Source organism: Agrobacterium sp. V1 (genome assembly GCF_030518355.1).
In the GTDB taxonomy this organism is placed as follows: domain Bacteria; phylum Pseudomonadota; class Alphaproteobacteria; order Rhizobiales; family Rhizobiaceae; genus Agrobacterium; species Agrobacterium cucumeris.
The window spans coordinates 126,199-152,817 of sequence record NZ_JAULSF010000001.1 but is presented as its reverse complement, the minus strand read 5'-3'; the positions used below and the strand labels follow the sequence as shown (position 1 = coordinate 152,817).

24 protein-coding genes and 1 tRNA gene are annotated in these 26,619 nt (G+C 60.5%); 14 read left to right on the top strand and 11 right to left on the bottom strand.

Features of this window, described 5'->3' with window-relative positions; all coding sequences use genetic code 11:
* The first annotated feature begins 92 nt into the window (after positions 1-92).
* Genes QSV77_RS00730 through mnhG form a run of 6 tightly spaced genes read left to right on the top strand, consistent with a single transcriptional unit; the run spans position 93 to position 6,093 of the window.
* A complete protein-coding gene (locus tag QSV77_RS00730) occupies positions 93-3,011 on the top strand; it encodes a monovalent cation/H+ antiporter subunit A (protein ID WP_302732256.1) in 2,919 nt (972 codons plus the stop codon).
* A complete protein-coding gene (locus tag QSV77_RS00725; RefSeq protein WP_065114810.1) occupies positions 3,011-3,346 on the top strand; it encodes a Na+/H+ antiporter subunit C in 336 nt (111 codons plus the stop codon). Before QSV77_RS00730 ends, QSV77_RS00725 begins: the two co-directional genes overlap by 1 nt.
* On the top strand, positions 3,343-4,989 hold the full coding sequence (locus tag QSV77_RS00720; protein WP_302732255.1) for a monovalent cation/H+ antiporter subunit D: 1,647 nt from the start codon (positions 3,343-3,345) through the stop codon (positions 4,987-4,989). The genes QSV77_RS00725 and QSV77_RS00720 overlap by 4 nt, the downstream gene beginning before the upstream one ends.
* The gene (locus QSV77_RS00715) at positions 4,986-5,474 is read left to right on the top strand and encodes a Na+/H+ antiporter subunit E (protein WP_161991317.1); all 489 of its coding nucleotides are present in this window, start codon (positions 4,986-4,988) and stop codon (positions 5,472-5,474) included. Before QSV77_RS00720 ends, QSV77_RS00715 begins: the two co-directional genes overlap by 4 nt.
* Complete coding sequence (locus tag QSV77_RS00710) at positions 5,471-5,752, top strand: K+/H+ antiporter subunit F (RefSeq protein WP_006313274.1); 282 nt, start codon at positions 5,471-5,473, stop codon at positions 5,750-5,752. Before QSV77_RS00715 ends, QSV77_RS00710 begins: the two co-directional genes overlap by 4 nt.
* The gene (gene mnhG, locus QSV77_RS00705; protein WP_110755544.1) at positions 5,749-6,093 is read left to right on the top strand and encodes a monovalent cation/H(+) antiporter subunit G; all 345 of its coding nucleotides are present in this window, start codon (positions 5,749-5,751) and stop codon (positions 6,091-6,093) included. Before QSV77_RS00710 ends, mnhG begins: the two co-directional genes overlap by 4 nt.
* 1 nt (position 6,094) lies before the next feature.
* Here mnhG and QSV77_RS00700 read toward each other — a convergent pair whose 3' ends face one another.
* On the bottom strand, positions 6,095-6,373 hold the full coding sequence (locus QSV77_RS00700) for a hypothetical protein (RefSeq protein WP_137396223.1): 279 nt from the start codon (positions 6,371-6,373) through the stop codon (positions 6,095-6,097).
* Positions 6,374-6,475: 102 nt separating this feature from the next.
* Here QSV77_RS00700 and QSV77_RS00695 point away from each other — a divergent pair, with 102 nt between their 5' ends.
* Positions 6,476-6,736: a helix-turn-helix domain-containing protein gene (locus QSV77_RS00695; protein ID WP_142912707.1), complete on the top strand. Its 261-nt coding sequence runs from the start codon at positions 6,476-6,478 to the stop codon at positions 6,734-6,736.
* Here QSV77_RS00695 and QSV77_RS00690 read toward each other — a convergent pair whose 3' ends face one another.
* Together QSV77_RS00690 and QSV77_RS00685 are read right to left on the bottom strand one after the other, a co-directional pair.
* On the bottom strand, positions 6,737-7,327 hold the full coding sequence (locus QSV77_RS00690; RefSeq protein ID WP_302732254.1) for an alpha-ketoglutarate-dependent dioxygenase AlkB: 591 nt from the start codon (positions 7,325-7,327) through the stop codon (positions 6,737-6,739).
* 159 nt (positions 7,328-7,486) lie between these two features.
* A tRNA-Phe gene (locus tag QSV77_RS00685) sits at positions 7,487-7,562 on the bottom strand.
* A 150-nt stretch (positions 7,563-7,712) separates the two neighbouring features.
* Between QSV77_RS00685 and QSV77_RS00680 the strand changes: the two genes are divergently transcribed.
* Positions 7,713-7,850: a hypothetical protein gene (locus tag QSV77_RS00680; RefSeq protein WP_302732253.1), complete on the top strand. Its 138-nt coding sequence runs from the start codon at positions 7,713-7,715 to the stop codon at positions 7,848-7,850.
* Here the strand turns inward: QSV77_RS00680 and QSV77_RS00675 are convergent.
* The 4 genes from QSV77_RS00675 to QSV77_RS00660 all read right to left on the bottom strand — a co-directional run bounded on the left by QSV77_RS00675 (position 7,847) and on the right by QSV77_RS00660 (position 13,846).
* The gene (locus tag QSV77_RS00675; protein WP_142841069.1) at positions 7,847-8,278 is read right to left on the bottom strand and encodes a hypothetical protein; all 432 of its coding nucleotides are present in this window, start codon (positions 8,276-8,278) and stop codon (positions 7,847-7,849) included. The two genes, QSV77_RS00680 and QSV77_RS00675, sit on opposite strands and share 4 nt — an antisense overlap.
* Positions 8,279-8,444: 166 nt before the next feature.
* Entirely contained in the window at positions 8,445-10,661 is a 2,217-nt protein-coding gene (locus tag QSV77_RS00670) for a 3-hydroxyacyl-CoA dehydrogenase NAD-binding domain-containing protein (protein WP_302732252.1), read from the bottom strand.
* Between the two features lie 142 nt (positions 10,662-10,803).
* Positions 10,804-12,012, bottom strand: a complete 1,209-nt coding sequence (locus QSV77_RS00665; protein WP_302732251.1) for an acetyl-CoA C-acetyltransferase — start codon at positions 12,010-12,012, stop codon at positions 10,804-10,806.
* A 37-nt stretch (positions 12,013-12,049) separates the two neighbouring features.
* Positions 12,050-13,846, bottom strand: coding sequence for an acyl-CoA dehydrogenase C-terminal domain-containing protein (locus QSV77_RS00660; protein WP_302732250.1), 1,797 nt, complete (start codon positions 13,844-13,846; stop codon positions 12,050-12,052).
* Positions 13,847-14,219: 373 nt separating this feature from the next.
* On the opposite strand from QSV77_RS00660, the gene podJ reads away from it, so the two are divergent.
* From podJ to QSV77_RS00640, 4 genes are all read left to right on the top strand, one after another.
* On the top strand, positions 14,220-17,969 hold the full coding sequence (gene podJ, locus QSV77_RS00655; RefSeq protein WP_302732249.1) for a cell division protein PodJ: 3,750 nt from the start codon (positions 14,220-14,222) through the stop codon (positions 17,967-17,969).
* Between the two features lie 273 nt (positions 17,970-18,242).
* Positions 18,243-19,169: a sulfite exporter TauE/SafE family protein gene (locus QSV77_RS00650; RefSeq protein WP_046800536.1), complete on the top strand. Its 927-nt coding sequence runs from the start codon at positions 18,243-18,245 to the stop codon at positions 19,167-19,169.
* Positions 19,166-19,993 carry a TIGR02186 family protein gene (locus QSV77_RS00645; protein ID WP_142841060.1) on the top strand — a complete coding sequence of 276 codons (828 nt, stop codon included), beginning with the start codon at positions 19,166-19,168 and terminating at the stop codon, positions 19,991-19,993. Before QSV77_RS00650 ends, QSV77_RS00645 begins: the two co-directional genes overlap by 4 nt.
* Positions 19,994-20,153: 160 nt before the next feature.
* Positions 20,154-20,591, top strand: a complete 438-nt coding sequence (locus QSV77_RS00640) for a universal stress protein (RefSeq protein WP_006313302.1) — start codon at positions 20,154-20,156, stop codon at positions 20,589-20,591.
* A 78-nt stretch (positions 20,592-20,669) separates the two neighbouring features.
* Here the strand turns inward: QSV77_RS00640 and pdeM are convergent, their stop codons facing one another.
* Together pdeM and QSV77_RS00630 are read right to left on the bottom strand one after the other, a co-directional pair.
* A complete protein-coding gene (pdeM, locus tag QSV77_RS00635; protein ID WP_302732248.1) occupies positions 20,670-21,398 on the bottom strand; it encodes a ligase-associated DNA damage response endonuclease PdeM in 729 nt (242 codons plus the stop codon).
* Between the two features lie 31 nt (positions 21,399-21,429).
* Positions 21,430-24,021: a ligase-associated DNA damage response DEXH box helicase gene (locus QSV77_RS00630; protein ID WP_302732247.1), complete on the bottom strand. Its 2,592-nt coding sequence runs from the start codon at positions 24,019-24,021 to the stop codon at positions 21,430-21,432.
* Positions 24,022-24,070: 49 nt separating this feature from the next.
* Between QSV77_RS00630 and QSV77_RS00625 the strand changes: the two genes are divergently transcribed.
* Together QSV77_RS00625 and QSV77_RS00620 are read left to right on the top strand one after the other, a co-directional pair.
* Positions 24,071-24,574, top strand: a complete 504-nt coding sequence (locus QSV77_RS00625) for an Rrf2 family transcriptional regulator (protein WP_142841053.1) — start codon at positions 24,071-24,073, stop codon at positions 24,572-24,574.
* 114 nt (positions 24,575-24,688) lie between these two features.
* On the top strand, positions 24,689-25,150 hold the full coding sequence (locus QSV77_RS00620; protein WP_142841052.1) for a carboxymuconolactone decarboxylase family protein: 462 nt from the start codon (positions 24,689-24,691) through the stop codon (positions 25,148-25,150).
* Positions 25,151-25,175: 25 nt separating this feature from the next.
* Here the strand turns inward: QSV77_RS00620 and QSV77_RS00615 are convergent, their stop codons facing one another.
* Together QSV77_RS00615 and QSV77_RS00610 are read right to left on the bottom strand one after the other, a co-directional pair.
* Positions 25,176-25,817, bottom strand: coding sequence for a YitT family protein (locus QSV77_RS00615; protein WP_046800530.1), 642 nt, complete (start codon positions 25,815-25,817; stop codon positions 25,176-25,178).
* 91 nt (positions 25,818-25,908) lie between these two features.
* Positions 25,909-26,520 (bottom strand): YitT family protein, encoded by a 612-nt coding sequence (locus QSV77_RS00610; RefSeq protein WP_302733862.1) that lies wholly within the window; start codon positions 26,518-26,520, stop codon positions 25,909-25,911.
* Positions 26,521-26,619: the final 99 nt, after the last annotated feature.

Genomic DNA, 26,619 nt, shown 5'->3' with positions numbered 1-26,619 from the left:
TCCTCATCATTCGGTTCTCGTGAGCCTTGAGGGATCGGAGTCGTCGGAAACCCGCCGTAGACTCCAATTCCAGAGAAAAACCGCCGCTGCATATGACATTTGCAACCCTTCTTCCATTTATCGTCGCATTGCCCTTCGTCGGCGCCATTCTAACGGCTTTCATGCCGCGTGATGGCGCAGCCGCCGGCCCCGCCTCCGTTGCGGGCGGTGTCGCCCTTTTCGGTCTCGTCAGCAGCATCTTTCTTTATTCCACCGTCAGCGGCGGCGGTGTGCTGAAATATGATGTGGAATGGCTGCCGCAGCTCGGGCTGAATTTCACCCTGCGGCTGGACGGATTTGCATGGATCTTCGCGATCCTCATTACCGGCATCGGCCTGCTCGTGGTGCTGTACGCCCGTTATTACATGTCGGCCAAGGATCCGATCCCGCGGTTTTTTGCCTTCTTCCTCGCCTTCATGGGCTCGATGCTCGGCGTGGTACTGTCCGGCAACGTCATCCTGCTGTCGATCTTCTGGGAAATGACCAGCATCTTCTCGTTCCTGCTGATTGGCTACTGGCACCAGAACGCCGGTGCGCGTGATGGTGCGCGCATGGCGCTGACCGTGACCGGCATTGGCGGCTTCAGCCTGCTGGCCGGACTTCTGATCCTCGGCCACATGGCGGGAAGCTACGATCTCGACAAGATCATCGAGGCCGGTGCGGCGATCCGCGCCCATTCCCTCTATCTGCCGGCGCTTATTCTCATTCTTGGCGGCGCGCTGACCAAGAGCGCGCAGTTTCCGTTTCACTTCTGGCTGCCCAACGCCATGGCGGCACCCACACCGGTTTCCGCCTATCTGCATTCGGCGACCATGGTGAAGGCGGGGGTTTTCCTGCTTGCGCGTTTCTGGCCGGTGCTGGCCGGCACGCCGGAATGGTTCTGGCTGGTGGGCGTGGCCGGCATCATCACCCTGCTGCTCGGCGCTTATTTCGCCATGTTCCAGCAGGACCTGAAGGGCCTGCTCGCCTATTCCACCATCAGCCATCTCGGGCTCATCACCACGCTGCTCAGCCTCGGCAGCCCGCTTGCGGCGGTTGCGGCCATCTTCCACATGGTCAACCACGCAACCTTCAAGGCCTCGCTGTTCATGGCGGCCGGTATCATCGACCATGAAACCGGCACACGCGACATGCGGCGCTTGAGCGGGCTCTACACCTATCTGCCGGCGACAGCGACGCTTGCCATGGCGGCCAGTGCGGCAATGGCCGGCGTGCCGTTGTTCAACGGCTTCCTCTCCAAGGAAATGTTCTTTGCCGAGGCCGTCGAGACCCATGCCGATTCACTGCTGGACCGGGCGCTGCCCTATGTCGCGACGCTTTCAGGCGCATTTGCCGTCGCCTATTCTCTGCGCTTCATCCACACCGTCTTCTTCGGCCCCAAGCCCGTCGATCTGCCGAACCCACATCCGCACGAGCCGCCGCGCTGGATGCGTTTCCCGATCGAGTTCCTGGTTTTCGCCTGCCTGATCGTCGGCATCGTTCCGAGCCTGTCGATCGGCCCGTTCCTGCATTCGGCCGTGCTGTCCGTACTCGGCGACCAGACGCCCGTCTACAGCCTGTCGATCTGGCACGGTTTCAACCTGCCGCTGATCATGAGTATCGCGGCACTGATCGGCGGCGTGACGATCTATGCGCTGCTTGGCGGCTATTTCTCACGCTGCGATGACGGTCCGCCCGTCTTCCGGCATCTGCGGGGCCAGCGCATCTTCGAGCGCATTCTCGTCACCGTGTCCTGGAAGTGGGCGCGGTGGCTGGAAAGCACGCTCGGCACGCGGCGTCTGCAGCCGCAGCTGAGACTTCTCATCCTCGTGGCGCTTCTCGCCGGTTTCTCACCCCTGTTCCTTTCGGAATTTTCCCTGTCACTGCCGCGCGTGACGACCTTCGATCCGATCTTCGCCATCCTTTGGCTGATCGGCATGATTGCCGCGCTGGGTGCCGCCTGGCAGGCGAAATATCATCGGCTTGCCGCCCTCGTCATGCTTGGTGTTTCCGGGCTCGTCACCTGCCTCACTTTCATCTGGCTGTCCGCGCCGGATCTGGCCATCACCCAGCTGCTGGTCGAAATCGTGACCACGGTTCTCATCCTGCTTGGTCTCCGGTGGCTGCCGAAACGTTTCGAGAAGGTTGATAGCAGCGACGAGCTGCCGGCGCAGCTTCGCCGTGCCCGCGACTTTCTGCTGGCAGCGGCCAGCGGCATCGGCATGTCCGTCATCGCCTATGCCGTCATGACCCTGCCGGTGCCGAACGCGATTGCCACCTATTTCCTCGAGCGCGCCTATACGGAAGGTGGCGGCACCAATGTCGTCAACGTCATCCTCGTCGATTTCCGTGGTTTCGATACCTTTGGTGAAATCGCGGTGCTGGCCATCGTGGCGCTCACCGTCTTCGCGCTGCTTCGCCGTTTCCGTCCCGCGCATGAAAGCATCGGGCTGCCGGAACAGCAGCAGATGCAGAATGCCTTCGATGCCGAGCGTCCGGACCGCACCAAGGGCGATACCGTCCGCGACTACCTCTACGTGCCATCGATCGTGATGCAGTGGATGTTCCCGGTCATCATCACCTTCTCGATCTTCCTGTTCATGCGTGGCCACGATCTGCCCGGTGGCGGCTTTGCGGCCGGCATCACCATGGCTATCGCCTTCCTGCTGCAATATCTCGCCGGCGGCGCGCGCTGGGCGGAGGACCGCATCCGCATCCTGCCGCTGCGCTGGATGGGCTTTGGCCTGTTGATGGCGACGGCGACGGGCATCGGCTCCTGGTATTTCGGCTACCCGTTCCTGACCTCGTATTTCCAGTATACGGAGATACCCTATATCGGCAAAATGCCCACGGCATCCGCCCTGCTGTTCGATCTCGGCGTCTTTGCGACGGTCGTCGGCTCCACCGTTCTTATTCTCATAGCACTGGCACACCAATCGTTGCGTAACTACCGCGTTCGCACGCCTGAAGCCGCAAAAGCGGAGGACGTGTAATGGAACTCATTCTTGCAATCGGCATCGGCATCATGACCGGCTCCGGCGTCTGGCTCGTCCTGCGCCCACGCACCTATCAGGTCATCGTCGGACTTTCGCTTTTGTCTTACGCCGTCAACCTGTTCATCTTCGGCGTCGGCGGCATCAAGACCAATGCGCCGCCGGTGCTGGTGAACGGTGTGGACAGCTCTTCGCTTGCCGATCCCGTGCCGCAGGCGCTGGTATTGACAGCGATTGTCATCGGCTTTGCCACCACGGCGCTGTTCCTCGTGGTGCTGCTTGCCGCCCGCGGCCTAACCGGCACCGACCATGTGGACGGGAGGGAGACGAAATGATGTCATTCCCCTTCCACATCGTCATTGCGCCGATCCTGCTGCCGCTCATCACCGCCGCCCTGCTGTTGTTCTTCGACGAGCGCCAGCGTGTTGCAAAGGCCGCCATCAGCTTCACCTCCACCGTGCTGTTGCTGGTGGTTGCGATCCTGCTGTTCCGCGAGGTGAACTCGACCGTTAATACCGAGATCGCCGCCGTGGTCTCAAGCGGTGTCTATCTGCTTGGCAACTGGCCCGCACCTTTTGGCATCGTGCTGGTGGCCGACCGGCTTTCCGGCCTGATGGTGCTGCTGACGGCGCTGCTTGCCATACCCTCGCTGATCTATTCGATGGCGAAATGGCACAAGGCCGGGGCGCATTTCCATTCGCTGTTCCAGATGATGCTGATGGGCGTCAACGGCGCGTTCCTGACCGGAGACCTGTTCAATCTCTTCGTGTTCTTCGAGGTGATGCTGGCTGCCTCCTACGGTCTGTTGCTGCACGGTTCCGGCCAGCAGCGCGTCAAGGCGGGCCTGCATTACATCGCCATCAACCTCGTCGCTGCGCTGTTCTTCCTGATCGGTGTCAGCCTCATCTATGGCGTCACTGGCACGCTGAACATGGGTGATCTTGCCCATCGCATCGAGGGGCTGAACCCGGACCAGCGCATGCTCTTGGAAACCGGGGCTGCGGTGCTTGGCATTGCGTTCCTGGTCAAGGCCGGCATGTGGCCGCTGAACTTCTGGCTGCCTTCCGCCTATGGCTCGGCCTCTGCCCCGGTGGGCGGCCTGTTTGCCATCATGAGCAAGGTCGGCATTTATGTCATTGCCCGCCTGTCCTTCCTGCTCTTTGGGCAGACGGCCGGTGAATCCGCCGGTTTCGGCCATGATGCCCTGCTCGTCGGCGGCATCGCCACCATCATCTTCGGGGCCATCGGGGTTCTGGCGTCTCAGGCGCTCGGGCGACTTGCCGGCTTTTCGGTTCTGGTATCGTCGGGGACGCTTCTCGCCGCCATGGGCACCGGCAACCCGACGGTGGCGGCCGGGGCGCTTTATTATCTCGTCAGCTCCACCCTCACCATCAGCGCCTTTTTCATGCTGATCGAGCTCGTTGAACGCGGGCAGGATGCGGGCGCGAACGTTCTGGCCGTGACCATGGAAGCTTATGGCGAGGGCGACGAGGAAGAAGAAGAGGAGGAAGTCGGCGTCACCATGCCCGCCACCATGGCGGTGCTCGGCGCCTGTTTTGCCGCCTGCGGCATTCTTCTGGCTGGCCTGCCGCCGCTTTCAGGCTTCATCGCCAAGTTCTCGATGCTGACCGCCATTCTCAACCCTTCCGGGCTTGGCGCCAATGACAGCATTTCCATGCTTTCCTGGTGGCTGGTTTTCCTGATCGTCTTTGCCGGTTTCGCATCGCTGATCTCGATGACGCGTGCCGGTATCCGCACCTTCTGGGCCTCCATCGAAGGAACGGTGCCACGTGTTCTCGTCATCGAAATCGCACCTGTGATGCTTCTGCTCGGCCTGACACTTGCCATGACAGTGCAGGCGGGTCCGGTGATGCGCTACATGCAGGAAACCGCGCGTATCCTCGATCTGCCGGCAAGCTATATTCAGGGCGTCATTTCCGCACCGCGAGCGGGCAGCAACCCGGAGGCGGAACCATGATGAGCCGTCTCCTCCCTTATCCGCTGCTGACGGTTTCGTTGATCTTCTTCTGGATGACGATCAACAGCTTTTCGCCCGGGCATCTGCTGCTCGGCACTGGCGTCGCACTCATCGCCTCCTGGGCGATGGCGTCGCTCAGGCCAGCCAAGCCGCGCATCCGCAACTGGCACCGGCTCGCGCAACTGATCCTGATCGTGCTTTACGATATCATCAGGTCCAATATCTCGGTCGTGAAGATCATTCTGTTCAAGCGCGAAAGAGACCGCAAATCCGGCTTCCTGGCGGTGCCGCTCGATATTCGCGATCCCATGGCGCTCGCCATTCTGGCGACGATCCTGACCTCGACGCCGGGCAGCGCCTGGCTTGAATATAATTCCAGCCAGGGCACGCTCCTCCTCCACGTTCTCGACGACGTGGATGAGGCGGCGTGGATAAGCCTCATCAAGAACCGATATGAAAAACTGCTGATGGAGATATTCGAATGAGTTCGATTATCCTTTTCTGGTCCTTTTCGCTGGCGCAGCTGATGCTGGCCATTGCCATGACGATATCAGTCTATCGCATCGCCATCGGCCCGCGCGCCCAGGACCGGGTGCTGGGTATGGATACGCTTTATGTCAACGCCATGCTGCTTCTCCTCACTTTCGGCCTGCGCACCGGCAACGACATCTATTTCGAGGCCTCGCTGCTGATCGCCATCCTCGGCTTCGTCTCCACCGTTGCCCTTTCAAAATTCATGATGCGCGGCGAGGTGATCGAATGAACAACGCTGCAGAATTTCCGCTCTGGGCCGCCATCCTCGTGGCTTTCTTCGTGCTGCTGGGCGCTTCGCTGACGCTGATCGGCACCATCGGCTTTGCCAAGCTGAACAGCTTTTATGAACGCCTGCACGCGCCCACACTCGGCACCAGCTGGGGCACCGGCGGCATCGTCATGGCCTCGATCATCTATTTCTCCGTCTCCGGCGACCGCTTCGCCTTCCACGAAATTTTCATCGGCATTTTCATGACAGTGACGACGCCGGTTTCCCTGATGCTGTTGGGACGGGCAGCACTTTATCGCGACCGGGCGGAGCAGAATACGGATAATCGGGAGCATCTTTAGGCTAAAGCTCTTTTCGGCGACGAAGTTCTGCGCGCACCCGCCGCCATTTGCCTTGTTCGAAATTTTGAGAATATCGCCAAGCGCGATCTTCCTCGATGACCACGAATTCCTCGGCAGCATTCCCATATGTCTTGCTTAAGACATCGGCGATGCGCGTTATCTCGGCGCGCGGGACAAGCATGGGCCGCACAGCTTGCTGCCAAATGACATACATAAAAGCGGAAAATCCACACGCTCCAATCACCACGATTGAAAACCAGCTCGATACGGATAGTTCCATGACTGCACTCCATGGCTATTCCGTAAGACGTTATCCCATAATGGGATAATTCCAAATCAGGATTAATCCGTGAGCTCCTAAAATTTCAGGGTTCTGGAGCTCGTGACGAAGTCTACACATACACCCGAGTACCAGCTTCTTGTTGAGATACTGACCGATACGCGGCGAAAAGCGGGCCTGACACAACAGCAGGTCGCGGATCGGTTGGGCAAGCCACAGTCCTATGTCGCAAAGGCCGAAGGCTCTGAAAGACGAATAGACGTCGTTGAATTTGCAAAATTGTCGGCCGCAATGGGCGAAGACCCGACCGCGCTTCTTCAGCTGTTGCTCACAAGAATGGAGGAACGAGGCGTTCCTCTCTGATCAAGACTGTTTCGAAGCAATAACCTTGCGAAAAGTGAGGGAAATTCGCCTGTCTCGGGCTGTCCTAACTCCGTTGACGATATCCGATTTGCGAGCCGGAATTTCATGGGTCCAGCCGTAGCGGCCGGCATCTCTCAGCAAGACGCCGGAGCGAGGTTGAAGCAAGACGCCGCATGTGGCTGGTCCGCGCAAATCACGAAAAACCATCTCGCAGGCAGATAGAAAGCTTATCGATACGATCCCATCGTCGAAACAGGGCACACAATCGACATGCGCACTAATGCCCTGCCCCGGAATATATTCGTTAGCGATAACCTGATCGGGCGAATCCCGGCAATATCCTGCGGCAACCAGCCGCTCCGCGACCACGCTGAGCCAGAGCGGCAATGGCCCGAGATACGCATCTTCGGTAACAGCGCGCGCCTTATAGTCGTAGCGATAACCGAAATGCTGCACACGACGTTTCAACTCCGTACTCCACACACCCGTATCCAGCCTGTGAGCGACGGCGGCCTCCTCTTCTGGAGAGAGAAAGCCGTCAAAATAGACAATGCCGGGCGGTAAAAGAGGTGGGCTTGTGACACGATCCATTCGCGGGCTGCTCTCCAACTGCCTGCAACAAACAGGGTTGAACCATGGCTACACCGGGCCTGTCAAAAGCATATGATGGCGGTAGCTACTCACCGAAACTTGCCCGCAAATGGACAAGTCGCCACGCACAAAATTCGTCACCAATGAGATTGAGAAGAATGGTGCCCGGAGGCGGATTTGAACCACCGACACGCGGATTTTCAATCCGCTGCTCTACCAACTGAGCTATCCGGGCACTTCAGGTCCTTGAAGAACCTCCGCTTTTGGCGGGCGGGGCTGTTTGGTGCCCCGAAAGTGAGCGGGGTTATAACATCTTGTTCGGACATGGCAAGCGCCATCGCGAAGTTTTTTGACAGTTTTTTCACGAGGGCTGTGGATGGCTGGAATGTCTGCCCGGCGCAGGCCGGATTGCGGCGGAAAACCCGTTATCGGGCATCTGCCGCGCCTTGCGGCATCGGGCCGCTACCCGGGTTCGGCAGCAGCCAATCCTGCCCGGCATAACGGCATGGAAAGCGGCAGCTAGGCCGTTTCGTCGCGGCGGGCGGCAAGGCCAAGCGCGAAGGGCACCACGGCCACCAGCGCCGCCATGACGGGCGAGGAAGCGAAGATGCGGCTGGCAAGCGAGGTAACGGCAACCGAGCGCACCACCGTCATCAGGCGGGAATTCTCGCGGTCTCTTTCATGATGCGTCTGTGCAGGCCTGTGGCGTGAATGCCGGGCCGCCTCCAGCCGTTTGACATCACGGCGGATCTTGTCGACCTCTCTGCGAAGCTCTTCCAGTTCGGCGCGCAGTGACGGATCAACGGTATTTGCAGCACGCGTCCTCTTCGTCGTGGTTTTTTCCGTCTTTGCTTCCGCGGCTGTCGCCTCAGCCTCTTCGTCCAGCTCTGCCAGGTGGTCGTCGAGGTCCGTGGGCTTGTCAAAACCGTGGGATCGCAGTGGTGCTTTCATCGCTGTCTCCTGAGGCGTGCTGAATTGCGGCGGCGGGCGTCTTTGCCCGGTCTCGCCTTTTCAACGCCCCAGCCGGGCAAAGGATGCACATAAAGCGATCAGCGCTGTATATTCGGCTCAAAAAAACAGGCCCCGAAGGGCCTGTTTATTGTTCTGCCTTGAAGCTTCAGGCCGCCTTGGCGGCGCTGGCATAGGGATCGAAGCGACCGTAGAAGGTTTCGCCCTTGGCGGCCATGTCCTTCAGGAGCGGTGTCGGCTTGAAGCGTGGGCCATAGGTCTCGCTGAGTTTCTCGGCGAGTGCCACGAAGTTCTTAACGCCCATGCCGTCAATGTAAGACAACGCGCCGCCGGTATAGGGCGCGAAACCGAAACCGAGGATGGAGCCGACATCGGCCTCACGCGGGTCGGTGACGATGCCTTCTTCCACCGTGCGGGCGGCTTCCAGCGCCACGGTAACGAGGAAGCGCTGTTTCAGCACCTCCATGTCCACGTCTTCAGGCTTCTGCTGCGGATAGAGGTCCTTCAGGCCGGGCCAGAGAGACTTCTTGGCGGGCTTTTCCGGATAATCGTAAAAGCCCTTGGCGTTCTTGCGGCCAAAACGGCCCTCGCCTTCCACCAGCTTCTTCACCAGCTCCATATGGCGCGGATCGACGGCCTTTTCGCCGAGATCGGCGACGGTGGCCTTCAGGATCTTGTAGGAAAGATCGATCGCCACCTCATCGTTCAGCGCCAGCGGGCCGACCGGCATGCCGGCGAATTTCGCGGCATTTTCGATCATCGCGGCGGGCACGCCTTCGATCAGCATGTCGTAGCTTTCCGCCATGTAGCGCAGCACGCAGCGATTGACGAAGAAGCCGCGCGTGTCATTAACGACGATCGGCGTCTTCCTGATCTTCGCGACGTAATCCAGCGCGACGGCGAGCGCCTTGTCGCCGGTTTCCTTGCCGAGGATGACTTCCGTCAGCATCATCTTCTCGACCGGTGAGAAGAAATGGATGCCGATGAAATCCGCCGGGCGCTTCGAGTTCTTCGCAAGGCCCGTGATCGGCAAGGTGGACGTGTTGGAGGCGAAAATCGCGCCCTCGGGAAGCACCGCTTCCACGGCCTCGATGACGGCCTTCTTCACATCGCGGTCTTCGAAGACGGCTTCAATGACGAGATTGGCATCCGCGAGTGCGGCGTAATCGGATGTCGGGGTGACGAGGTCGAGCAGGGCCTTGCCCTCCTCCTGCGTCAGCCTGCCCTTGCCGATGGCGGCCTTGACGCTTTCTTCGCAATGGCCCTTGCCCTTGTCGGCGGCTTCCTGGTCACGATCCACCAGCGTGACCGGAATGCCGGCGGCAGCGGTGACATAAGCGACGGCGGCACCCATGAAGCCCGCGCCGACGACGCCCACCTTCTTGAACTCCGTCTTCGACTGGCCGGCCGGGCGACGCGCGCCCTTGCCCAGTTCCTGCATGGAAATGAACAGCGAGCGGATCATGCCGAAGGCTTCCTTCGAACGAAGGATTTCGGTGAAATAACGCTGCTCCACCTTCAGCGCCGTATCGAAGGGCAATTGCAGGCCCTCATAAACGCATTTGAGGATGGCGAGGGCGGCCGGATAGTTGCCGGCGCTTTCGCGGCGCAGGATGGCCGGTGCGGCAGGCCACAGCTGGGCAGCCGCCGGCGTCCAGATGCCGCCACCGGGGGCCTTGAAGCCCTTTTCATCCCAGGGTGCGACGGGCTTCAGGCCGTCCTTGATCATCTGCTTCGCGGTTGCGACCAGCTGATCCGGCTCGACCACCTGATGAACCAGCCCCATGGCCTTGGCGCGCGCGCCGGTCAGCGACTGGCCCGTCGTCATCATCTGCAGTGCGGATTGCGCGTCCGTCAGGCGCGGCACGCGCTGGGTGCCGCCGGCACCGGGGAAGATGCCGACCTTGACTTCCGGCAGGGCGATCTTGAGGCTCTTGGCATTGGATGCCACACGGCCGTGGCAGGCGAGCGACAGCTCGAACGCGCCACCCATGCAGGTGCCATTGATGGCCGAGACCCACGGTTTGCCGTTGGTTTCCAGCTTGCGGAACAGGCCGGTCATGCGGCCCACGAGTTCGAACAGCTTTGCCGCCGCCTCATCCGGGTTCTTCGCCTTCTCGTCATTGTAGAAGGAGAACATCGACTTGATCATCGAAAGATCGGCGCCGCCGGAAAAGGTGCTTTTGCCTGACGTGAAGACGACGCCCTTGACGGCGCCATCTGCGACAGTCGCGTCAAGAATGGCGTTCAGCTCGTCCATCACCTCAGAGGTGAAGACGTTCATGGATTTTTCCGGCATGTCCCAGGTGACGAGGGCAATGCCGTCTGCGTCCGTCTCGATGGTGAAATTGGTGTAAGTGCTCATTTGGGATTCCTCTTCCCTGAATTTCGCGACGCGGCTAACTCTGCCTTTCCGTCATGGTCGGGCTTGACCCGACCATCCAGCACCTCTGGCATGGATCCTCGGGTCAAGCCCGAGGATGACGGAAGCGCGTGTTGCCTCTGCCTTAAACGCGCTCGATAACCGTCGCCGTGCCCATGCCCGCGCCGATGCAAAGCGTCACGAGCGCGGTGTTCAGATCGCGCCGCTCCAGCTCATCCAGCACCGTGCCGAGGATCATCGCGCCGGTTGCGCCCAGCGGATGACCCATCGCGATGGCGCCACCATTGACGTTCATCCGGTCGTGGCTGATATCGAAAGCCTGCATGTAACGCAGCACCACGGCGGCGAAGGCCTCGTTGAGTTCGAAAAGATCGATATCGGCAAGCGACATTCCGGTCTTTTTCAAAAGCTTTTCGGTCACATCCACCGGGCCGGTCAGCATCAGCGCCGGATCGGAGCCGATATTGGCGAAAGCCTTGATACGGGCACGCGGTTTCACGCCCATCGCCTCGCCGCCCGCCTTCGAACCAACCAGCACGGCGGCAGCGCCATCGACGATGCCGGACGAATTGCCGGCGTGGTGGACGTAGTTGATGCGCTCCACTTCCGGGTGAGCCATGATGCCGACGGCTTCGAAGCCGCCCATTTCGCCGGGCATCTGGAAGGAAGGGTTGAGCGAGGCAAGCGCCTGCATGTCCGTACCGGGGCGCATATGCTCGTCACGGTCGAGGATCGTCAGGCCGTTTGAATCCTTCACCGGAATGACCGACTTGTTGAAATAACCCTTTTCCCAGGCATGCGCCGCGCGCTTCTGGCTCTCGACTGCATAGGCATCGACATCGTCACGGGAAAAACCATATTTCGTCGCAATGAGATCGGCCGACACGCCTTGCGGCATGAAGAAGGCCGGGAAGTTGACCGAAGGGTCCATATACCAGGCGCCGCCCGACATGCCCATGCCGACGCGCGACATGCTTTCGACGCCACCGGCAATGACGATATCGTCCGAACCGGCCTTGACCTTGCCGGCTGCGAAATTGATGGCATCCAGACCCGAGGCGCAGAAGCGCGAGATCTGCATCCCCGGCGCCTTGTTGGAGTACCCCGCCTCGAAGGCGGCAGCCTTCGGGATCACCGCGCCGGCATCCATGACAGGATCGACGCAGCCCATGATGATGTCATCGACAGCGGACGTATCGAGCCCGTTGCGGTCGCGGATGGCTTCGAGCGTCTTGGCGGCCAGGCGAACGGAAGGCACCTCATGCAGGCTGCCATCCTTCTTGCCGCGTCCGCGCGGGGTGCGGACATGGTCGTAAATGTAAACGTCGGTCATAAACTCTCTCCCTGCGGCGTGTTTACCGCCAACCTTCTCAGAATGCTTCCGCAGCCAGTTCCATCATGGTGTCCGCGCCGGTTTCGATGCGGGCCTTGCGCAGCGCCGTTTCCGGCATGATGCGCTCCATATAAAACTTCGCCGTGACAAGCTTGGTCTTGAGGTAATCCTCGTCCGAAGCGCTGCCTGCCGCAAGCGCTTCGCTGGCGGCTTTCGCCATGCGCGCCTGCATGTAGCCCAGCACCACGATGCCGAAGAGATGCATGTAGTCGGTCGAACCGGCACCGGCATTGTCGGGCTTGGCCATGGCGTTCTGCATAAACCACATGGTTGCGGCCTGCAGGTCGTTCAAGCCCTTCTTCAGGCCCTTGGTGTAAAGGGCGAGCTTTTCATCGGCGCGGTTTTCCTCGCAGAAATCGCCGATTTCCTTGAACAGCGCCATGACGGCGCGGCCGCCATTCATGCCAAGCTTGCGGCCGACCAGATCGAGCGCCTGAATGCCGTTGGCACCTTCGTAGATCATGGTGATACGCGCATCGCGGACATATTGGCTCATGCCATGTTCTTCGATGTAGCCATGACCGCCGAAGACCTGCTGCGCCATCACGGCGTGGTCGAAGCCCTTGTCGGTCAGCACGCCTTTCAGGATCGGGGTCACGAGGCCGAGCAGATCGTCCGCCACTTGGCGCTGCTTTTCGTCGGCGGCGCGGTGGGCAATGTCGGATTGCAGCGCGGTCCACAGAAGGAAGGCACGGCCTGCCTCATTATAGGCCTTGATGGTCATCAGCGTACGGCGGATATCCGGGTGCACGATGATCGGATCGGCCTTCTTGTCCGGGAATTTCGCGCCGGAAAGCGAGCGGCCCTGAATGCGCTCACGGGCATATTCGACAGCGTTCTGATAGGCGATCTCGCCGACCGAAAGCCCCTGCAGGCCGACACCGAGGCGAGCCTCGTTCATCATCACGAACATGGCCGAAAGGCCCTTGTTCTCCGCGCCGAGCAGATAACCCGTCGCCTCGTCATAGTTCATGACGCAGGTGGCATTGCCGTGAATGCCCATCTTGTGCTCGATGGCACCACAGGTGACGCCGTTGCGCTCGCCCAGCGTGCCGTCTTCCTTCACCAGGAACTTCGGCACGATGAACAGCGAAATGCCCTTGGTGCCTTCCGGTGCGCCTTCGATGCGGGCGATCACCAGATGCACGATATTGTCAGTCATGGAATGTTCGCCGGCGGAGATGAAGATCTTCTGGCCGGAAATCTTGTAAGTGCCGTCGCCCTGCGGCACCGCCTTGGTGCGCAGCAGGCCGAGATCGGTGCCGCAATGGGGTTCGGTGAGGTTCATGGTGCCGGACCATGTGCCTTCCACCATCTTCGGCAGATAGGTTTCCTTCTGCTCCTGCGTACCATGCACGAGGACTGCTGCAATCGCGCCCTGTGTCAGGCCGGGATACATCATCAGCGACAGGTTGGCAGACGACATATATTCGCCGATCGCCGCATGCAGCGTGTAGGGCAGGCCCTGCCCGCCAAATTCCTGGGGAACGGCAAGACCGATCCAGCCGCCTTCGCAATAGGCGTCATAAGCTGCCTTGAAACCGTCCGGCACGGAAACCGAACCGTCATCGGCGCGCCTGCAACCCTGTTGGTCGCCGGAAAGGTTGAGCGGGAAAAGCCGCTCTTCGGCCAGCTTCGCCGCCTCGCCGGTAATGGCTTCGATCATGTCAGGGGTTGCATCTTCAAAGCCGGGCAGGTTGTTATACCGCTCGAGGCCGAGAACGTCGTTCAGGATAAAAAGCGTGTCTTTGACTGGGGCCTTGTAAACAGGCATTACCGATGTTCCTCCGCATCGTGGTGCCGGAGACATCCGGCGGATATGGGATGACAATATTTGACGTGCGCGTAAACGTCAAATAAATTTCAGCGGAATGTCGCTGATCCTTTCTCCCAAATGGCTGCTCAGCCCGGTGCAGTCTGCCCCCGCGCCACAAAAGTTAAAAAATTCCAACCATAGTTAACCACTTCTTTACCACGTTTCGTGAATTCTCCGACAAGAGGTAACTGCTTCGTTCATCGGCGCATTTTCCTCCAAGGGGGCGAATACCGGCTCTGGAATTGCTGCATGTTGCAGCGACGGCATGCACAGGCAGGCAACGTCGCGACAACAACCGGGCATAGCGGGCGGAAGCGAAGCGAGCGAGAAGATGAACGGATTGCGATCGAATAACCAACAGCCAAGCGACAGGTCGTCTCTTGATGCTCTCAATCGCACCATTGAAGGCCTTGAAGCCCGTATCGAGGGGCTGATGAGCCAGAAGTTTCCGCGCGAGCCGCGCCCGAGCCCCGCGCCCGAGCCGAAAGGCGAGGCTTACGCCGCGCCGCGCGAGCCACGCACCACGGTCACCCCGCCGCAACTTGACCCCGTCAACGAAATCCGCCAACGCCAGCGCCTTCTCGAGGCGAGCTTCCAGCGCCCGCAGGAACCCGTTGCGCGCCCGGAACGGACAATTACCCGCCCGCTTGCACCGGAATATCGGCCCAACGTTCAGAACACGGCGGCCAACCCCGCTCCGCGCGCACGGTCCATTCCGCCCTATCAGGAACCGCAGCGCAATGACGCCGCCCTGCAGGAGATCGCGCAGGCGCTCGTCAATCTTCGCCATGAGCTGAAGCACGATATTTCCGAGGGCGTGGCCCGCGAAGCGCAGGGCCTGCGTGCAGAAATCCGCAATATCCGTGCGGTGGCGGAAGACCAGCAGTTCATCGGCGACCTGCGCGATGACATCGCAAGGCTTGCCGGCAGCATCGACCAGCTCGGCAACCTTGCATCTCCTGACGCCTACGGGCTGCGCAACGAGTTCGAAGACCTGCGCCTCACCATTGACCAGTTGGCGCGCGAAGACAGCGTGCACCGGATCGAAAGCCGCTGGAATAATGTGGAAGACACGTTACGCGGTTTCGATGCGACCTCATTGCAGGATGAGATCGTGGCGCTCGCCTATCGTCTTGATGACATCAAGACCCAGCTTGGCGGCATGAGCAACAATCCGGCCGTGCGCGTGCTCGAGGAAAAGCTGATTGCGATTGCCAGCGCCGTGGAGCAGCTCGGCAAGCATATGCAGCCCAATGAGGCCGCCTTTACCGAACAGTTTTCCGGTCTCGACCAGCGGCTGGACGAAATCAGCCGCGCCATTGCCGCGACCAATACCCGCTCCAACACGCAGGCCACGGATAATGCGCTGGCGCAGCGGCTGGAAACCCGTCTGAACGGCCTTGCCGAACAGCTCGGCGATATCAACCGCCTTGCCGCCGCCAAGCCCGAGCCGGCGATGGACCTGACTGCCCGCCTTGAAGCGCTGTCCGGCAAGATCGACGAACTCAGCACCGCCCGCGACGCCGCCCAGCTGCATGATCGGCTGGACCAGCTTTCGCTGCTTCTGGAGCGGTCGCAGCGCCCCTCGCAGCAGGCGGAACTGACATCCTTCCTCAGCGATATCTCCCGCAAGATCGACGCGCTGGATCATGGCGCCGTCAATGACGGTCTGGCAGAACGGCTCGATACGCTATCGCGCCGCATTGAAGACCTCGATTATCGCTACAGCCAGCCGCAGCCGGCATCGGGCCTCAGCGAAAGCGCCTTTTCGCGCCTGGAAGAGCGGCTCGGCAATATCGCGGCGCGTCTCGACGAGACCGCCCATGCGGCCCCCGCCGATAGCGGCGCGCTCACGAGCCTCGAAAACCAGATCGCCCATCTTTCGACACTGATCAGCCAGCCGGTGCAGATGCAGGCAGCAGGCATGTCGCCGGAACTCGATGCCCGCATGGCGGCGATCGAGGATTATATGGCGTCCAACGATGAATATATCATCGAAGCTGCACGGCAGGCCGCCGAAGCGGTTCTGGACGCCTATACCCGCAACAATCTCTCGGCCGGCGCAAACCTTGCCGACATGACGATGCTGACCGATCTCGCAACCGATCTGCGCAGCCTCGAAGCCTTGAGCCGCAATACCGAAGAGCGCACGCACCGCACGTTTGAGGCGCTGCATGAAACGCTGGTGCAGATTGCCGGCCGTCTCGACAGCCTGGACAACGCTCCCGCCTACCGCGAAGAGGCCGCGCCCCGCAAGGTTGCGCAGCATATGGTCACGCCCGCCCGCGAAGAAGTGGCGATGCCAGCCGCCATCTTCCCGGAAGAAGGTTATATCGCTGAAGAACAGGCCATTCTCGACGCCGACGAAAACGAAGCGGATGCGCTGGCCGTTGTGCCGCCTGCCGCTGCAAAACCCGCCAAGGCGGAAAAGAAGAGCCTGCTTGCCGGCCTGACGAAACGGTTCAAGACCAGCACGGCAAAAACCGTCAAAGCTGCTGAAGAGCCGGTCCCGGCCTCTTCTACCCGCACGCAGGTGGAACCCGCCCCGTCGCTCGACCCGATCGACGTGCTGCCGGCAGGCCAGGAGAACGAACTTCTGGAACCGGGTTCGGGCGCACCTGACATCAAGAAGATACTGGAACGCGTACGCGCCAGCCAGGTGGCTGCCAGCGGCAAGGCCGTAGATGCCGAAGGACGCACGGATTTCATTGCCGCCGCCCGCCGCGCAGCACAGGCTGCGGCCATGGAAACATCGCCGGAAAAGCTCGAAACCGGCAAGAAGAGCCGCAAGGCCGACGCTTCGGCGCTGTCGCGCTATCGTCGCCCGCTACTGCTTGGTATCGGCGCCATTCTTCTCGCCATGATGGCCATGCCACTCGTCAAGACGCTGATCGGCGGCGCGGAAGCCCCGGCACCTGTTATCGAGCAGAAGATGGACAATGCACCGGTCTCGGCACTTCCCGAAACCGGCGACAAGGCCGTGACCATTCCCTCCGATCTCGCCATCGATCCCGAGCAGGCGGCATCGGCCGACAGCATCGAGAATAATGCGCCGGCGCAGAACAGCATTGATGCCCGCACCATTGGCGGCGCACCGCTCGCAGACGAGCCGCCGGTTGCGGATGCGCCGGTCGTAGACCCGGCAACGCCAGACACGGTCGCAAAGAGCGAACCGCAGGCTCCGACGCAAACTGTCACCACCGTTGTTCCACCACAGGACGCCATCGCAGTTCCCGCCGGCATCGAACCCGCATCTCTGGCCGAAGCGGCCGCCAAGGGCGAAACGCAGGCGCTGTTTGAGATCGCCGCACGCTACACCGAAGGTCGTGGCGTTACCGCCGATCGTGCGGAAGCGGCGAAATGGTACAAGCTTGCGGCGGATCGTGGCCTGGCGCCTGCGCAATACCGTCTCGCCAATCTTTACGAGAAGGCGAACGGTGTGGAGCGCAACCTTTCCGAGGCCAAGCGCTATTACACGCTGGCCGCTGAACAGGGCAATGCCGGCGCGATGCACAATCTCGCGGTCCTGCTCGCATCCGACGCGGCCGGCCAGCCGGATTTCACCGCTGCAGCGCAATGGTTCATCAAGGCTTCGGAACTTGGCGTGCGCGACAGCCAGTTCAACCTCGCCATTCTCTATGCCCGCGGCAGCGGCGTTAAGCAGGATATCGAGGAATCCTACAAATGGTTCGCGATTGCCGCCAAGGATGGCGATGCGGACGCCGCCCAGAAGCGTGACGAAGTTGCCGGCGCCATGAACCCGCAGCAGCTTCAGAGCGCCAAGGCCAAGGTGGACGCATGGAAGGTCAAACCGCTTTCGGAAGACACCAACAGCGTCAACCCGCCTGAAGAATGGGCTGGCAAGGAAGGTGTGAAGACCGCCTCCGTGGACATGGAAAAAGCGATCCGCAACATTCAGGCGATCCTGAACAAGAACGGCTTCGATGCCGGCCAGCCGGATGGCAAGCTCGGCAAGAACACTGTTACCGCCATCAAGGATTTCCAGAAATCCGTCGGTCAGGCGCCCGACGGGCGCATCACCAACGAACTGGTGACTGCGCTGCTTGCCCGCAACAAGTAAGCCTTCCCGAACCGGTAAAGCGGCCGCCTTGGCCGCCTTGGCCGCTTTCGCACCACTCGGCGCAGGAATGTGGCTGCCCATCGACACACAGCCGCTATCTTTCCAAATTATCAACGTATTTACCGTTGAATGTTGACAGGTCAGGCCCTCGCGGGCATGACGAATGAAGGCTGGGCATGCCCGGTCTTTTCAGACAGAAAGTGTAAATCGCGGCGCGGCCCCCTCACCCGGACAAGCCCTGCCGCCCGGAACCATTTGCCCGAGGTCCGAGCCGTGACTGTCTATCTGCCGATCGCAGAACTGTCGGTGAACATTTTCATCATTCTCGGCATGGGCGCGGCCGTCGGTTTTCTTTCCGGAATGTTCGGCGTGGGCGGTGGCTTTTTGATCACCCCGCTGTTGATTTTCTACAATATCCCGCCAGTAGTGGCCGTGGCGACGGGTGCCAACCAGGTGGTTGCCTCTTCGGTCTCCGGCTCGATCACGCATTTCCGGCGCGGCACGCTGGATATCAAGCTCGGCAGTGTGCTGCTTGTCGGCGGCCTGGTCGGGGCGACGGTCGGCGTGTGGATATTCTCTTTCCTGCGCAGTATCGGCCAGCTCGATCTCATCGTTTCGCTGCTCTATGTCATCCTGCTCGGCACCGTCGGTGGTTTGATGCTGAAGGAGAGCATTTCAGCGCTGCGCCGCGCCGCCCGCAACGAAACCGTAACGCTGCGCCGGCCGGGCCATCACAACTGGGTGCACCGCCTGCCGCTGAAGATGCGGTTCAAGAAATCGAAGATCTATCTCAGCATCATTCCGATCGTCACCCTTGGTTTCGGCATCGGCATCCTCACCTCGATCATGGGTGTCGGCGGCGGTTTCATCATGGTGCCGGCGATGATCTATCTTTTGCGCATCCCGACCAATGTCGTCGTCGGCACATCGCTGTTCCAGATCATTTTCGTGACCGCCTATACGACCATCGTTCAGGCGGCAACCAACTATTCCGTCGATGTGGTGCTGGCCTTCATCCTGATGGTGGCGGGCGTCATCGGCGCGCAATATGGCGTGCGCGTTGGACAGAAATTGCGCGGCGAACAGTTGCGCGCACTTCTTGCCCTTCTTGTCCTCGCGGTTGCCCTTCGTCTTGCAGTCTCGCTGGTGGTGCGCCCGGAAGACCTGTTTTCGGTTGCCGTGGGAGGGCTGGGCTATTGACCTCTCGCCTGCTCATCGCCGCCCTTCTGCTCTTGCCGTGCCTTGCTTTTGGCAGCATGGCCTCCGCCCAGACACCGCCGCTTGCCCTGCCTCCCGGCACGCAGCAGCGGTCATTGCTGGAAAATATCGAAATCGGCGCATCAACGACGGAAATTCCCATCGCCTCCGATTTTCGCGGTGCGGATTTCACTCTCTTCGGCGCACTGAACAATACCGACCAGCTGCTGCTGGCGATCGGCCAATATGACATTGTCGTCACGCTCGAAGGGCCGACCGACTATATGACCGTGCGCAAGAAGGAGCGCGTGGCGGGCATCTGGATCAACACCAGTGCGATCACCTTCACACCGCTGCCGGAATCCTATTCCATGGCCAGCACGCGTGACATCACGGATATCGCCTCGCCCGGCACCTTGCGGGCCATGGGACTGGGCGTCGATCATCTGTCGCTCAAAAGCGCGGTGTTTTCCGGTGTACCGGACAATGTCTTCGATTTTCAGGAGGCATACCGGCGCCTGAAGCTTTCCAGCGGCATCTACCGCAATGACACGACCGGGGTGAGACTTGAGCGCACCGGCCTGTTCTGGGCGACGCTTCGCCTGCCCGCCAACGTGCCGAACGGTGTGCACACCGCGCGCGCCTATCTGTTCAAGAGCGGAAAATTCATCGCCCAGCGCGAGCTGAAACTGCGTGTCGTCAAGACGGGCATGGAACAGGCCATCACCGATGCGGCGCATCAGACGCCGCTTGCCTATGGCGCGCTCTGCGTTCTGCTGGCCGTCGTGACCGGCTGGGGCGCCAGCATCATCTTCCGCAAGGACTGACCGCTTTTTCATCGCGAAAAAGAGAGCGTTTGCCACCCGCAGCGGCAAAGATAGCATTCGCTTCCTTTAACGGTTTGCGGTAAAATTCAAGGCGTTACAACCACGCACCCAGACAGTGGCGGCCAGCGCGGTTGTGACCGGGATGAAAAGGAGAAATGTCATGTTCAAGCACATTCTCATTCCCACCGATGGCTCGCCGCTGGCGCAGATCGCAATCGACCAAGGGTTCGCTCTCGCCAGGGAGGCAGGCGCAAAGGTGACCGTCGTGACGGTATCGGAACCCTTTCACGTGATTGCGAGCGACGTCGAAGACATTGCCGCCATTGCCGAAGAGGAATTCCACCGTTGCGAGGAGGCGGAGCATCTGCTGCGCGATACGCAGGCGCATGCCGCCGCCATGGGGCTGGATTGCGAGGCGCTGCTGGCGCGAGCGGGACGGCCGGACGAGGCGATCATCGAAATCGCCGACAGGACCGGCTGCGACCTCATCGCCATGGCTTCGCACCGGCGCAGGAGCTTCATCGAGATGCTGCTCGGCAGCGTCACGGCAAAGGTGCTGAAGAATTCGAAGATACCGGTGCTGGTTTACCGGCAATAGAGCATTTCCGTCAAAAGTGCGTAGCGGTTTTACGTCCGGAGGATGCGTAAAAGCGAAGACATAACGGCGATGATACGCTCAACCGAGCAGATTTGAGAACCGCACCGAATAGATGCGGTCCCGTCCCATCAGATGCGCGACCAGCGCCGCATGATCGAACAGGCCACGCATGGCCTTGTGGCGCAAATCCAGCCCGCCGCTCATCACCCCGAATGCCGGCATCAGCAGACGCGACCCATCCGTGGCGAAACAGGGCCGCCGCACCGTCTTCTCGCGGCGGCGGACTGTGGCGGAGGGATGCAGGTGCCCGGCGATTTCCCCGGTGGCATCGCCCAGCTTCGGTTCATGGCGGAAGGTGAGATTGCCGTAAAACATCTCGTCCACCGAAGATCCCGGCAGATCGACGGTACCGTCAGGATCGTGATTGCCGTTGATCCATATCCATTCGCGGCCACGCGCCATGTCGCGGATGAGTTCGCGCAGCATCAGCGGCAGGTGCTGCGAACCAACGCGATCGTGGAAATTGTCGCCGAGGCTGACGACGATCTTCGGATCATAGCGGCTGACAAGGGATGACAGGATCTTGAGCGTCGCAATGGTGTCATAGGGCGGCAGCATGCGACCGCGCCGGGCGAAGGCCGCACCCTTTTCCAGATGCAGGTCGGAGACGACGAGCAGCGACAGGTCCGGCAGGTAAAGTCCGCCGAGCGGATCGCACCAGGCGGCGACGCCATTGATGGCGGTTTCGCTGCCAAGACATTCGAAGCCGTTCGAAAATCGGTCGCTCAGTGTCAGCCGGCTCAGCACTTATCGTTGTTCCTCTATTCAGTCCGATGTTTCAGGACATGGCCTCGGCGATCAATTCGTCGGCGGCCTCGGCCAGCACATCGTCCATCGCCTCGCCCGCCACCGTCTCGCGACCAATTTCCAGCATGACCGGAACGGCAAGCGGCGAAACATGTTCCAGCGCGCGGTGGGTGGTGTGGCCCTTGATTCGCTTCAGCATATCGCCAAGACGGCCAATGTCCAAAAGCCCCGCCGCCGCATCGCGCCGTGTCGCTTCCAGCAGGATATGATCCGGCTCATGGCTGCGAAGAACGTCATAAATAAGATCGGCGGAGACCGTGACCTGCCGGCCGGTCTTTTCCTTGCCCGGATGGCGGCGCTCGATAAGGCCGGAAATCACGGCGCAGTTGCGGAAGGTGCGCTTCAGCATGAAGGATTCATCCAGCCATGCCTCGAGATCGTCACCCAGCATGTCCTCATCGAGAAGATCTGCCAGCGACAGGCGGCGGGATTTCAGCCGCCTGCCGACATCCTCCATGGCCCAGATGGCGAGCGAATAATCGGTGGCGACAAAACCCATGGGTTTTGCGCCCGCCCGCTCCAGCCGCCGGGTCAGCAGCATGCCCAGCGTCTGGTGCGCCAGCCGCCCCTCGAAGGGATACATGACCATGAAGAAGCGCTTGCGGAAGGGGAAGGTCTCAACCAGCAACTCGTCGCGCTTCGGAATGATCGATTTTTCCTTCTGGATCGCCAGCCAGTCGCGCACCTGATCCGGCAGCGCATGCCAGCGGGCAGGATCGGCGAGCATGGAGCGCACCTGATCCGCGAGGTAGGTGGAAAGCGGAAACTTGCCGCCGGCATAGGAGGGGATTTTTGGATCCATGGAGAAGGCCTGCGACACCAGACATTCATTCTCCCTGATGCCTTCAAACCGCAGCACCTTCCCAGCAAAAAGGAACGTATCTCCCTGTACCAGCTGCTCGAGGAAATGTTCTTCCACCTTGCCGAGCGACATGCCGCCGCGCCCGACCGTGCCCTTGGCATTGCGCTTTACCATGCGGACATTCAGTTCCGCCGCCTCGACGATGGTGCCAAGATTGAGGCGATATTGCTGCGCGACCGCCGGATTGGAGACACGCCAGCGGCCATCCTTCATCTGGCGAATACGGGCGTAACGCTCATAGGTACGCAGCGCATAACCGCCTGTCGCGGTGAAATCCACCACCCGGTCGAAGGTGGCGCGCGGCAGGTCGGCATAGGGCGAAGCGCTTGTTACTTCACGATAGAGCTCGTCGGCATCGAAAGGTTCAGCGCAGGCCATGCCGAGTACATGCTGGGCGAGGACATCCAGCGCGCCTTCAGCAATCGGCGGCGTATCCTGCGCACCGATGTAATTGGCATCGAGCGCTGCCCGGCACTCCATCACCTCGAAACGGTTGGCGGGCACAAGGATCGCCTTTGACGGCTCGTCCATGCGGTGATTGGCACGGCCGATGCGCTGGGCAAGGCGGCTTGCGCCCTTCGGCGCGCCGACATGCACAACGAGATCAACATCGCCCCAGTCTATGCCGAGATCGAGCGTGGATGTGGCAACGACGGCGCGCAATTTGTTCTCCGCCATGGCCGCTTCCACCCTGCGGCGCTGGCCGGCATCCAGCGAGCCGTGATGCAGCGCGATGGGCAGATTGTCGTCATTGATGGTCCAGAGTTCCTGGAAAATCCTCTCCGCCTGCGAGCGGGTGTTGACGAAGATCAGCGTTGTCTGGTGCTCTTTCAGCGCCGGATACAAATCCTTCATGGCATAGCTTGCCGAATGGCCCGACCATGGGATGCGTTCTTCCGTCTGCAGAATGGCGATATCCGGTTTTGCGCCGCCTTCGACCGTGATGAGACCGGCCGGCGGTTCGCCCTGTCCCTGCGGTGCGAGGTAACGGCGCAGATCCATTGGCTCCGCCACCGTGGCGGAAAGGCCGATGAAGCGCACATCTGGCGCATGTCGGCGCACCCGAGCGAGTGCCAGCGACAGCAAATGGCCGCGCTTGGAGGTGACGAGTGAATGCAGCTCGTCCAGCACCACATATTTCAGGTCACGGAAAAACCGTTCAGCCTCCTTGTTGGCAAGCAGCAGCGATACCTGCTCGGGCGTGGTCAGCAGAATATCGGGCGGCTTGACCTTCTGGCGCTGGCGTTTGGCCTGCGGCGTGTCACCCGTGCGCGTTTCGATGGAAATCGGCAGGCCCATTTCGAAGACGGGCTTCGTGAGGTTGCGCTCGATATCCACGGCAAGCGCCTTCAGCGGCGAAATATAGAGCGTGTGCACACCGACGAAACCGGCGCCCGCCGGCACCTTGCCACGTTCCGCCAGATCCGTGAGCGAGGCCATGAAGCCGCCGAGCGTCTTGCCGGCACCTGTCGGCGCGATCAGCAGCATGTTTTCACCACCCCGCGCCCGCGCCATCAGCTCCAATTGATGCGCGCGCGGAGACCACCCTTTTTCTGCAAACCATTTCTGGAATGGAAGGGGCAAGGTGCCGACATGCGTGCCGGAAGTGGGAGACTCGGTGTGTTTCACACCTTCAAGGTAGTGAAAAAGCAGCAAAAAAGAAGGGCGGAACATAGCCGCTTGACAGGAAACCATAATCATGGATAAATAATATCCACGATACTGAAGCAACAGGATATGGGAAAGACCGATGAAACTCGGCGATGGCGTGGAACAGGCCATTCACAGCGTGGGCATGCTGGCGGGACTTTCCGAAGGCGGCGTGCTGTCCGCAGCGGCGCTCGCGGAATTCCACGGCGTTTCCACGAGCTACCTCCTGAAGCACCTGCAATCACTGTCGAGCGCGGGAATTGTCGCCACCGTGCCGGGGCCGAAGGGCGGTTATCGTCTGGCCCGGGCAACCGACAAGATCACGCTGCTCGATATCGTGCTGGCGGTCGAGGGGCCGCAGCCAGCCTTCCGCTGCGCCGAACTCCGCCAGCGCGGGCCGAACCCCTTGCCGGGACGATATTTTACCAAGCCTTGCGGCATCAATGCCGCGATGCTGAAAGCGGAGAAGGTCTACCGGGCGGAACTTGCCAAGACCAGCATCGCCGACATTCTGGGTGATCTTGCTGCCAATGACGATGGCGGGATTGCCGCGCGCGGCTGCGCCTTTCTGGAGTTGAACGAGCGCAAGACGATGACGCGCTGAAACCCGAAAAGACAGAACCACCGACAAACCTGCCAAGCCAATACCGGTGAGCCCGACAGCTTTCCGGACAGATACTGCATACCCTCAAATAGACCCCAACCACTGGAGAGACCGATGAAAACCCGTATCAACTATGCCAAAGCATCCCCCGAAGCTTTCAAGGCCGTGATGGCGCTGGAAAACTACGTCCAGAGCAGCGGCCTTGAGCGCCGCTTCGTTCACCTCATCAAGCTGCGTGCCTCGATCATCAACGGCTGCGCCTTCTGTGTGGACATGCATGTCAAGGAAAGCCGCCATGACGGTCTTGCCGAACAATGGATCAACCTGATGAGCGTCTGGCGGGAATCCACCGTTTATACCGAACAGGAGCGGGCGCTGCTCGGCTGGGTGGATGCGGTGACCAAGATTGCCGAAACCGGCGCGCCGGATGATGCCTTCGAAACCCTAAAGGCGCATTTCTCGGACGAAGATATCGTAAAGATCACGGTTGCCATCGGCGCCATCAATACATGGAACCGCATCGCCGTGGGCTTCCGCTCGCAGCACCCGGTGGATGCGGCTGCGAAAGCAGCCTGACCCTTCGATCTAAAAAGAACGACCGCTACATGGCGATGTAGCGGTCGTTTCTGTGATTGACGGCAAGGGTAAGGTTCATGACCAGCGCGCCGAGGATGGAGCAGAGGATGACGAAAGGCGTCGCGACGAAAAACGAGCAGGCCAGCACCATGCCATCAAAAGCGAGCTGCACGAGGCCGGCACGCCAGCCGAAACGATCCTGCAGATAAAGTGCCAATATGCCGAAACCGCCGAGGCTGGTGCGGTGGCGAAACAGAGCCAGCATGCCGGCGGCAACCGTCAATCCGCCGAAGAGTGCAGCTGCAATCGGATTGATGCTCTCAAAAGCGAAAAAGCCCGGCATGTATTCGGACAGCAGCGCCGTCATGGCGATGGCGCAGAAGGTCTTGATGGTAAAGGCAAGGCCGAGGCGGCGGAAGGCGAGATAATAAAACGGCAGGTTGGCGAGAAAAAACAGCGCGCCGAAGCTGAAGCCGCTGGCGTAATGCGCCAGAAATGCGAGACCCACCACACCGCCGGTGAGGAGACCCGCAGCGGAAAACAGCGTGACGCCGAGTGAAATCAGCATGCTGCCCGCCAGGATGGCCTGCGCATCTTCCAGCAGCGAATGGCGATCGGGCGCCGACGTCCAAAGGTTCAATCGCCTGCGCGCGCTGGTATCGTCCATGCATTTTCCCCTGACTTGCCAGATATGGCCCGATCTGGCCCCACCTTGCCCAGCTATTGCGCCGAAGCCCGACGAATTTCAAGCGTTCTGCTTAACGCACGACGATGTATCTGTCCGAGCGGTGGTTGATGGCGAGGAATATGTTGAGAACGAAAGCGCCGACGATCGAATAGACCACGGTGGCCGAATCGATGACGAGAAAAGCGCAAAGCATGACAAAGGCATCGAAAACCAGCTGGATGAGGCCGGCGCGGATGCCGAAGCGGTCCTGAATATAGATGGCGAGAATGCCGATGCCGCCGAGGCTGGCGCGATGGCGATAAAGCGCCAGCAGCCCATAGCCCAGAAGCAGACCGCCAAGCAGCGCCGCCCAGAGCGGATTGATGCTGTCGATGACCATCCAGCGCGCCTCCACCTCCGTCAGCACAGAAACAAGGCCGATGGCGATGAAAGTCTTGAACGAAAAAGCGAGACCGAGACGGCGGAAAGACAGGTAATAAAAGGGCAGGTTGACGAGGAAGAACAGGAGGCCAAAACTGACGCCGAAGGCATAATGAATGAGAAAGGCGACGCCAGCGGTGCCGCCGGTCAAAAGGCCGACCTTGTTCAGGAGATAAAAGCCGAGCGCCGAGACAATGGCACCGGTAACGATGCCCTGCACGTCTTCCACCGGCGCATGTCTGGCCGGATCGGAACTCCACATGCTGTAAACGCTTCTCGTTCTGCTCACGCTTTTCCCTCAGGTTTCCGGCATATTTTGCACTGCAAAAAATACCGGATCAAGATGGATATGTAAGCAAGG